Genomic DNA, 9,375 nt, shown 5'->3' on the forward strand with positions numbered 1-9,375 from the left:
CATCTCCCCCTTCGCCTGCATCGGCGTTCCTCCGCAGGACCTGAAGTACCGGGGAGAAGCGACCCAGGTCATCATCGGCGACAACAACGACATTCGCGAGAGCGTGAACATCTCCCGCGGCACTGCAGGTGGCGGCGGTCTGACCCGCATCGGATCCAACAACCTGTTCATGTGCTTCGCGCATATCGGGCACGACTCCCATGTCGGTGACCACTGCATCTTTGCCAACAACGCCACGCTCGCAGGCCATGTTGTCGTAGAAGACTTTGCCACCGTCGGCGCTTTCAGCGCCGTGCATCAGTTCTGCGCCGTAGGCAAATACGCTTACATCGGCGGCGGCACCATGGCGACGCAGGACGTGATGCCCTACTCGCTGACCAGCGCAACCCGCGAGAACCATGCCTACTCCATCAACAAGGTCGGGCTTGAGCGCCGTGGATTTACGCTCGAAGAGATCAAAGAGCTCCGCGCCGCCTACCGGCTGATCGTCGGTTCCAAGCTGAATATGAGCGATGCCCTCGCGTCGATCCGCGAGAAGGTAGCTGCGGGCGAGTTCGGTGACAAGGTTGCCTACCTGGCGGAGTTCATCGGCCGCAGCCACCGCGGAGTCATTCGGTGAGCGAGAGCGGCAACGGAAAACTTGGATTGATCGCGGGGAACGGAAGGTTCCCCTTTCTCTTGCTCGAAGCCGCGCGTTCGCACGGCCTGACCGTCGTTGTGGCCGCGATCAAAGAAGAAACCGACCTCGAGATGAATGAGATTGCCGCTCGCGACCCTGGTGTGCGCGTGCACTGGCTTTCGCTCGGTGAGCTCTCGAAGCTGATCGAGACCTTCCAGAAGGAAGGTGTCACCCGTGCCGTGATGGCCGGGCAGGTGAAGCATAAGCAGATCTTCTCTTCCATCCGGCCGGACTGGCGCCTGGCCAAGCTGCTGCTGAATCTGCGCACCCGCAACACCGACATGCTTCTGGGAGCCGTGGCCAAGGTGCTGGGCGACGAAGGCATTGAGCTGATCTCCTCCACCACCTACCTCGAGCCTCTTCTCGCCAAACCAGGCGTGCTCACCAGCCGCCACCCCGATGAGCAGGAGCTCGCCGATATCGAGTACGGCAGGAAAGTTGCTCTGGGCATCGCCGGCTTCGACCTTGGGCAAACAGTCGTTGTTGCCGCCCAGGCCTGCGTTGCGATTGAGGCTATGGAGGGTACGGATGCAACCATCGCCCGGGCCGGGGAAATTTTTCGCACGCTCGAGGATGAGTCTTCTACGCTGGCCCGCCGTCTAACAGTCATCAAGGTAGCCAAGCCCCGTCAGGACATGCGCTTCGACGTGCCTGTGATCGGCCTGAAGACCATTCAGACCATGATCGCGGCGGGAGCGACATGTCTTTCCATCGAGGCTGGGCGCACCCTGGTATTCGATCAGACCGCGATTGTTGCCGCGGCCGATGCCGCGAACATTACCATTTCGGTGACATCCGTCTGATAGGGCCAGGAATACACTAGTGACGCTTCACTCAAGGAGAATTGCAGCATGCGTAAAGGTTTGTTTGCCGCAGTCGTCATCGCAGGCCTCGCCCTGTCCGGAACCTTCGCTCTGAAGGCAAGGGCCGCGAGCGATTACCTTCCGGTCGGCTCGAAGGCGCCGGACTTCTCAGCCATCTCGCAGGAAGACAAAGCTGTCCACCTGAGCGATTACAAGGGCAAGTGGGTCGTCCTGTACTTCTACCCCAAGGATCAGACCACGGGCTGCACGATTGAGGCCCATAACTTCCAGCGCGATATCAAGAAGTACGAAGCCGCCAAGGCAGTGGTTCTGGGTGTAAGCCTTGACACCGTGGAGAGCCACAAGACCTGGTGCAGCAAAGACACCTTCGACTTCAAGCTCCTCGCCGACCCGGATCACAAGGTCATCGATGCCTATAACGTCCCCATCGCCGAACGCGGCACCATGAAATTTGCCGCCCGCACCACCTACCTGATCGATCCCAAGGGCAAGGTGGTCAAGGTGTGGGAGGTAAAAGACATCCCCAACCACTCCGAACAGGTGCTGGCCGAGATCGCATCAGCACACAACTAGATCGCATCGTTCCCTTGAAAGAGGCCCGCTTCGGCGGGCCTCTTTTGCTGCTTCAAACTCCCCCTCGCGTTTATCCGACATGTTCGTTTTGTATTTGTTCGGGACTCGGGGCTCCCCGCCCACCCTAACTCCGTGAGGGTGGGGCACCCGGGCGAGATAAGCATTAAGGGTCGGGACCAACGAACCAGCTCGCTTGACGGAGCTGCTCTCTATGCCTACCTGGGTGCCCCACCCTCGGGGTCCCYAACGAACTTGTTCGTTGGGGTGAACGCTCGCAACGCTAGAGCATTTCTCCAGACACAAGACGAATCTGCCGAGACACCGTCGTACAGACGCAAAAAAGCCCGGGCCTCATTCGAGGAACCGGGCTTTTTTGCTTGCCTTAGGTTACAGAGTTACTTCGTGGCCTTCTTAGCGGCCTTCTTGACGGCCTTCTTAGCAGCCTTCTTGACGGCCTTCTTCGCGGCCTTCTTCGCCGGAGCCTTCTTCACAGCCTTCTTAACAGCCTTCTTTGCAGCTTTCTTCGTTGCCAAGGTAATACCTCTCTTCAATGATTTTTGAGCGCCCTTTTTAGCGGCGGCCTTTTTGGGGGTCGCCTTTCCGCCGCGTAGAGCGCTCGACTTCTTCGCGGCAGATTTCGTAGAAACTTTCTTCGCAGCCTTCTTCGGCGCGGCTTTCTTAGCGGCCTTCTTCACGACGGCCTTCTTGGCGGCTTTCTTCGCCACCGTTTTCTTGGCTGCTTTTTTCGCTACAGCCTTCTTAACGGACTTAGCGGCGGTTTTCTTTACCACCTTCTTGACCGCAGCCTTCTTGACCGCGGCCTTCTTCGGCGCGGCTTTCTTAGCAGAAGCCTTCTTCGCCGGAGCCTTTTTCATCGGTGTGGGCGCGGAGGCAGCAGCAATGGCAAGCCCGGGCTCCTTCTCCGCAGGCTCGTAGGTATGAACCGCATCGGCCGGTGCCGTCGGGATGCTTACCTCTTCGGCGTGCAGCACCTCATGCAGCAAAGGCTCGGCGTCATCATCATCAGAGGTCACCTCGACCTCCTCTTCTTCATCGACTTCGTCGAGGTCGTCTTCGGACTCGTCGTCGTAGTTGTCTTCTACAGCCGATGCATGAAGCTTGATGATCTCGTCGTCGTAGGCCATATATCTCCTCCACCCTGTCTGCAGTCATTATGACGCAGCGTCAGCGGAACGAATTCTAGCTAAAGAATGCAACGATGAGGAAGCGTTGGCAAGAAGAAGTTGCGTTAGAGGAACTCTTTTTGCTTACCGTCGCTTCTTGGCAGCCGAGCTCGACGGCTTCTTTGATGTCGTCACAGTCTTCTTCGAAGAGCTCTTTGCTGATGTCGAAGCCTTCGCGTTCGATGATTTCTTGCGAGCTCCACGCCCCTGTGGAGCAAGCCTTACCGGCTCACTCACRATGAGCGATTTGCCTGCGCTTACCTGGCTTGAACGCAATGTATTCCAGCGCCTCAACTGCTCCACGCTGACACCGAAGCGGTCTGCCACGGTGATCAGCGTATCGCCCCTGCGCATCGTGTAACGCTGGATATGGACCGCGCCCGATGCGCTGGTGGTGCTCACCGGGGCAACTGGGATCACGAGCTCGTCGCCGAGATCGAGCGCGCTTCCATCGGCGATGTCATTCACGCTGGCGATCTCGGATGCATGGACGTGGAAGCTCTCCGCGATCGAGTTCAACGTCTCGCCGCCACGCACCTCATGGAAGCGCCAGCTCACGCGCTTGTCTTCCGGAATGGCGCTGATGCGCTTCTGGAACTCGTCCTTCGTCCCCGCCGGGATATGGAGATCGAAGGTCATATCGCGCGGCGTCACCAGCCGCAGCAGACTTGGGTTCAAGCTCACCAGGGTCGCAACCGATGAGTTCGTCACGTCCGCCACCAGGCGAAGGTCCACCTGCGAGCTGACCGATACCGTGTCATACACCGCCGGCGGCTCCGGATTGATCTCCGTCAGGTTGTACTGCTGCGGGTTCTTCGCCATGATGATGGCCGCGATGATGCCAGGCACGTAGTTCCTGGTCTCGCCCGGAAGATTGCCGCGCCGGTACAGTTCCCAGAAATCCGCATAGCCGGTGCGCATCACCGCGCGCTGCACATTGCCCGGGCCCCAGTCATAGGCAGCCAGAGCCAGGTACCAGTCACCGAACTGGTTGTAGAGCTCCTTGATATATCTCGCATAAGCGCGCGAAGACTTCTCCGGATCAAACCGTTCGTCCACCCAGCCGTTGCGTGTAAGCCCGTAGGCGCCCGCAAACGGCATGAACTGCCACATGCCGCCCGCGCCGCTCTTCCCATTCAATGCCTGTGGCTGGAAGCCGGACTCGGCGACCGCCAGATAGATCAGGTCCTGAGGGACACCTTCCTCGCGCAGGATCTTCTGGATCATGTCCTTGTACTTGCCGGCACGCTCCCGCGACCGCAACAGATGCACGTGCCCGCCGGGAGACTTCGTGAAGTAATTGATGAAGCCGGCGACGTAGTCATTCACCGCCAGCGGAAAGTCCGACACCGTGGTGCGCAGCTCGGCATTCAATCTCGCGGTCAGCTCGGGATCGGGGGAGAAGGTCACGTCATTGGCCGCGTCCAGAGGTGCGGCCTCCAGCTTCGGAGAAAAACCGGTGCCCTGCTTCAATGCGTCCAGCTCCAGCGCATTCACTGCGGTGACCACGCGCTCAAACTCGTCATTGAGCTGCTGAATCGACCGGATATCCAGACCGCTGGTCAGCATCATGTCGACCGATGCATCGAAGTCCATGCGTGCCGCATCGAGTCTTCCGGCGCGATAGTTCTGCAGACCGGAGTTATAGCTGCGATCGACCTGGGTGATGAGCTGCTGCACGCGTGTAGCCTGGGCGCGCGCGGCGTAGTCAGGAACCTGAGGAGCCGCAGCCGGCACCGGAGTGGCTGTAATCGTAGGCGGAGCCTGCGGTGTGGGTGCTTTCACCGGTTGCTGCTGCGGACACCCCGTAAGAAACACCACGGGGATGCAGGCCAGGCCCAGAAGTACTTTGCCGAATCGGGTCGGCATGGAGGCAGATTGTCGCACGCGGTTCCTGCTCATTGTATGACGCCAACTTCTCCCAATGGTTGTGGTCCTCCCCTTTCCGCTCGGATGTTAAGATGGAGGTTGAGGCTGTTCCCACCCGAGATGGATCCTAAATACATCCGAAATTTCGCGATCATCGCGCACATTGACCACGGCAAGTCCACACTCTCAGACCGTCTGCTGGAGATGACTGGCTCTTTGACCGCGCGCGAGATGCAGGCTCAGGTGCTGGACGCCATGGATCTGGAGCGCGAGCGCGGCATCACCATCAAGGCCCACTCGGTCCGCATGATGTACACCGCACGCGACGGACAGACCTACCAGTTGAACCTGATCGATACACCCGGCCACGTGGACTTCAGCTACGAGGTTTCGCGCTCGCTGGCCTCCTGCGAAGGCGCGCTGCTGGTCGTCGATGCCTCGCAGGGCGTGGAAGCCCAGACCCTGGCGAACGCCTACCTCGCCATCAACAATGGTCTCGAGATCATTCCGGTCATTAATAAGATCGATCTTCCCAGCGCCGATATCCCGCGCACCAAGGAGATGATCGAGCAGGCCGTTGGCCTGCCAGCGGACCACGCAGTCCCCGTCTCCGCAAAGACCGGCCTCGGTGTGGATGAGATCCTGGAATCCATCGTTCATCTGCTGCCGCATCCGAAAGGTCACAGCGATGCTCCCCTGCAGGCGCTGATCTTCGACTCCTGGTTCGATGCCTACCGCGGCGTGATCGTACTTGCCCGTATCATCAACGGCCGCATGTACAAGGGCCAGAAGATCAAGCTGATGTCGAACGGCAAGGTCTTCGACATCGAGAACCTCGGTGTTCTCACCCCCAAGCCGGTCGAGATCGAGTCCCTCGGCGCCGGCGAGGTCGGCTTCTTCGTCGCTACTATCAAGAACGTGGCCGATACCAAGATCGGCGACACCGTCACCGACGCAGCTCATCCGGCGACGGGAATGCTGCCCGGCTTCGAAGACATCAAGAGCATGGTCTTCGCCGGTCTCTACACGGTCGACTCGCATGAGCACACCCTGCTCCGCGACGCTCTCGAAAAGCTGCGCCTGAACGACTCCAGCTTTTTCTTCGAGCCCGAAAGCTCGGCCGCCCTTGGCTTCGGGTTCCGCTGCGGCTTCCTCGGTCTTCTCCACATGGAGATCATCCAGGAGCGCCTGGAGCGCGAGTTCAACCTCGATCTGATCACCACCGCCCCTGGCGTGCGCTACAAGATCACCATGACCGACGGTTCGGTGCTTGAGGTGGACAATCCATCGCGCTGGCCCGAGGTCACCTCGATCGAAAAGATCGAAGAGCCGATCATCACCGCGATGATCATGACCAACGAAGAATATGTCGGCGGCATTCTGAAGCTGGTGGAAGAGAAGCGCGGCAAGCAGAAGAACTTCGAGTACATCACACCGACACGCGTCATGCTGACCTATGAGCTGCCGCTGAACGAGATCGTGCTCGACTTCTATGACCGCCTGAAGTCCGTCTCGCGCGGCTACGCTTCGCTGGACTATCACCTCACGGGCACATGGGTCTCGCCGATGGTGAAGATGGATATCCTCGTCTCCGGCGAACCGGTCGATGCGCTCTCCATCATCGTTCACCGCGATGTCGCCTATGAACGCGGTAAGGCGCTCGTGCACAAGATGAAGGAGCTGATCCCGCGGCAGATGTTCGAGGTCGCCATCCAGGCTGCGATCGGTTCAAAGATTGTCGCCCGCGAGACCGTCACCGCCATCCGCAAGAACGTGATCGCCAAGTGCTACGGCGGCGACATCAGCCGTAAACGCAAACTTCTGGAAAAGCAGAAAGAAGGCAAGAAGCGGATGAAGCGTATCGGCAAAGTCGATATCCCGCAGGAGGCCTTCCTCGCCGTCCTCAAGATCGGGGAAGACTAAGGGCCTGCCCTAGAGCAATTCTCCTAATACCTGTAGCGTTGGATAAATCTGCGAATACCGTTTTCTCGAAGGAAAACCGCGCCTACCAGTCAAAGCGCTTCGGCTCTACACCATCAGGAGAAAACGCCTTAGCCTGCGAGAGCCGTCTCTTTAGATTCAGCAGGATCGTTAACGGTGGTGTAACACGATCTGTGGAAAGCCTGTTTCGGGTCCGTAACGGGAAAAACTCAAAACCATCTCTGTCGCGCCGTCAAACAATCTCTATAACTTATTGAAAATAATATAGTTATCGACCTACAGCGAACCATAGATAGTGCATTCTTCAAAAGCGGATCCGCGTTTTCCCGCCAATACCCAAAAGTGATCCACAGAGTTTTCCACAGAAATGCCGAAGAGCCGGAGGATGTTCCTCCGGCCCTTCAGTTCGTTTCGCGGAATTGGTTTTTACTTTTTCGGGGTCGTCGAAGGACGCGGCGTCGTCGGTGTCGTTGAAGGACGCGGCGTCGCCGGCTTAGTGGCCGACGGAGCAGACGGCGGAGGAGCAGCAACACCGGACTGGGTGTTGTAAGCATCTACAACGGCCTGYGAGATATCGGTGTTCGGAGTCGCCCACATTACGTTGCTCTGCTGGCTGCCGATGTCGATCAGAAGCGTGTAGCCATTCTTGGCGACATACTGCTGGGCTACCTGGCTCACCTTACCGGCAATCTTGCTGATTGCTTCCTGCAGGTCCTGGTTGTAAGCGGCCTGTGCATCCTCGGCATCGCGGTTGAGCTGCTTTTCCTTCGTGTCGATGGTGCGGGCGCGGCTGGCCTTCTCATCGTCCGAAAGGCTGGTGCCGCTCTGGAGCTGCTTCTTCAGCGAATCGACTTCGTTACCCGCAGCTTCGATCTTGGCCTTGGTGGGCTCGTACTTCTTCTGGACGGTGGCGACCGCCTGCTGGCCCTCGTTGGTGGCGAGAACCACCTGCTCGAAGGCGATCAGGGCGATCTTCGCGGGAACGGCTTCGGGCTTCACCTGCTGCGGCGCCGCAGCGGGAGCAGCGGGCTGCGGAGCGGCGGTCTGTGCCACCCCTTTAATCTCAGACTTCGCCGAGGTACTACCCTATGATTCGCTTCAGGAGTCTGGTGATGTTATTGATTGCGCTGGTCATCTTTCTGGCGGGCTGCCTTCTGCTTGCCGAGAGTTTCCCGCGCGCGGCCGCCCTACTGGAACGCAGAGCCGGCGCCGCCGTGGCACACCTTGTCCTGGAGGACAGCCACCACGACTTCCGTGTCCTCAATGCGATGGCGCGCGTTAACAGGATCCTGGARGAGTTCTTTGGCCGTACGGCGAAGTAGTCTTACGCGGCGTTACCTCTGGCTGCAGCTCGGCGGCTGGGGAATTCTCTGCCTCATCCTTTTCTCCATTGCCCTGGTCTATCTGCAGTACAGCCACCACCCCCTTACGCGAAAACTCTTCGGACAGGTAGCTCTGTCCTATGGGCTCTACCTTATCTACGGCATCGTAGCCTCACACCTGCTACATCTCGGCCTGCGCCGTTGGATCACGCTGCCGTTGCGCGCACTCTTGCCGCGTCTGGTGCCGCTGTTTCTCGCTATGGCAGCGCTCATGAGCGCCTTGATGATCGCGATCAACGACCGTCTTCTCCATATCACGCTGGGCAAGGTCGACCGCGGCATCGCTGTCTCCCTCTACGTGAACAACTGCATCATGCTCTTCGGTTGGGTCATCGTCTACGCCTTGATCCACACTGTTCGCGAGCGCCGCCGCGATGAGGCTCGCCGCCTTGAGCTCGAACTTGCTGCGCAGGAGGCACAGTACCGTAGCCTGAGCGCCCGCGTGAATCCGCACTTCCTCTTCAACGCGCTCAACACCATTCGCGCCCTCATGTATGAAGACCGCGCGCAGGCTGACCTGGCCCTTACCCGCCTTGCCGGTCTGCTGCGTGCCGGCCTGCGAACCGAAGAACGTCGCGAGATTCCGCTCAAGGACGAACTCGCTGTCGTCGACGACTACCTTCAACTCGAACAGATGCGCTTCGAACACAGACTGAGAGTGCGTTGCGAGATCACCGACGAAGCCCGGCAGGCTCTCATTCCTCCGATGGCGGTCCAGCATCTGGTCGAGAACGCCGTAAAGCACGGCATTGCGCGCATCGAGCAGGGTGGCGAGGTTGTCCTGCGCTCCAGCATCGCGGACAACACCCTGCAAATCATGGTCACCAATCCTCTCCCGACAGCAATCTCTACTGCGATCGAGGTCTCCGGAACCGGACTTGAGAATTCGAGGCAGCGCCTGCGCCTGCTCTATGGAGCGGATG

The 9,375-nt window shown here is 59.1% G+C and carries 9 protein-coding genes; 6 read left to right on the forward strand and 3 right to left on the reverse strand.

Annotation, left to right across the window (positions count from 1 at the left end):
• The 3 genes from lpxA to AB4043_RS11730 all read left to right on the forward strand — a co-directional run.
• Positions 1-619, forward strand: a 619-nt coding sequence (gene lpxA / locus AB4043_RS11720) for an acyl-ACP--UDP-N-acetylglucosamine O-acyltransferase (RefSeq protein ID WP_442307113.1), incomplete at its 5' end; no start/stop codon positions are given.
• Entirely contained in the window at positions 616-1,482 is an 867-nt protein-coding gene (locus tag AB4043_RS11725) for an LpxI family protein (RefSeq protein ID WP_442300630.1), read from the forward strand. The genes lpxA and AB4043_RS11725, both read left to right, overlap by 4 nt.
• Positions 1,483-1,530: 48 nt before the next feature.
• Positions 1,531-2,076 carry a peroxiredoxin gene (locus AB4043_RS11730; protein WP_442300629.1) on the forward strand — a complete coding sequence of 182 codons (546 nt, stop codon included), beginning with the start codon at positions 1,531-1,533 and terminating at the stop codon, positions 2,074-2,076.
• 395 nt (positions 2,077-2,471) lie between these two features.
• Here AB4043_RS11730 and AB4043_RS11735 read toward each other — a convergent pair whose 3' ends face one another.
• A complete protein-coding gene (locus AB4043_RS11735; protein WP_442300628.1) occupies positions 2,472-3,221 on the reverse strand; it encodes a hypothetical protein in 750 nt (249 codons plus the stop codon).
• Between the two features lie 123 nt (positions 3,222-3,344).
• Positions 3,345-5,162: a transglycosylase SLT domain-containing protein gene (locus AB4043_RS11740; RefSeq protein WP_442307114.1), complete on the reverse strand. Its 1,818-nt coding sequence runs from the start codon at positions 5,160-5,162 to the stop codon at positions 3,345-3,347.
• An 87-nt stretch (positions 5,163-5,249) separates the two neighbouring features.
• Between AB4043_RS11740 and lepA the strand changes: the two genes are divergently transcribed.
• The gene (gene lepA, locus AB4043_RS11745) at positions 5,250-7,052 is read left to right on the forward strand and encodes a translation elongation factor 4 (protein WP_442300626.1); all 1,803 of its coding nucleotides are present in this window, start codon (positions 5,250-5,252) and stop codon (positions 7,050-7,052) included.
• A 444-nt stretch (positions 7,053-7,496) separates the two neighbouring features.
• Here the strand turns inward: lepA and AB4043_RS11750 are convergent, their stop codons facing one another.
• The gene (locus AB4043_RS11750; RefSeq protein WP_442307115.1) at positions 7,497-8,123 is read right to left on the reverse strand and encodes an OmpH family outer membrane protein; all 627 of its coding nucleotides are present in this window, start codon (positions 8,121-8,123) and stop codon (positions 7,497-7,499) included.
• Positions 8,124-8,182: 59 nt separating this feature from the next.
• On the opposite strand from AB4043_RS11750, the gene AB4043_RS11755 reads away from it, so the two are divergent.
• Positions 8,183-8,392 (forward strand): hypothetical protein, encoded by a 210-nt coding sequence (locus AB4043_RS11755; RefSeq protein WP_442300624.1) that lies wholly within the window; start codon positions 8,183-8,185, stop codon positions 8,390-8,392.
• The coding region (locus AB4043_RS11760; protein WP_442307116.1) for a sensor histidine kinase at positions 8,373-9,375 on the forward strand (1,003 nt) is incomplete at its 3' end. The genes AB4043_RS11755 and AB4043_RS11760, both read left to right, overlap by 20 nt.

This window comes from Terriglobus sp. YAF25, assembly GCF_052113305.1.
Lineage (GTDB): Bacteria > Acidobacteriota > Terriglobia > Terriglobales > Acidobacteriaceae > Terriglobus.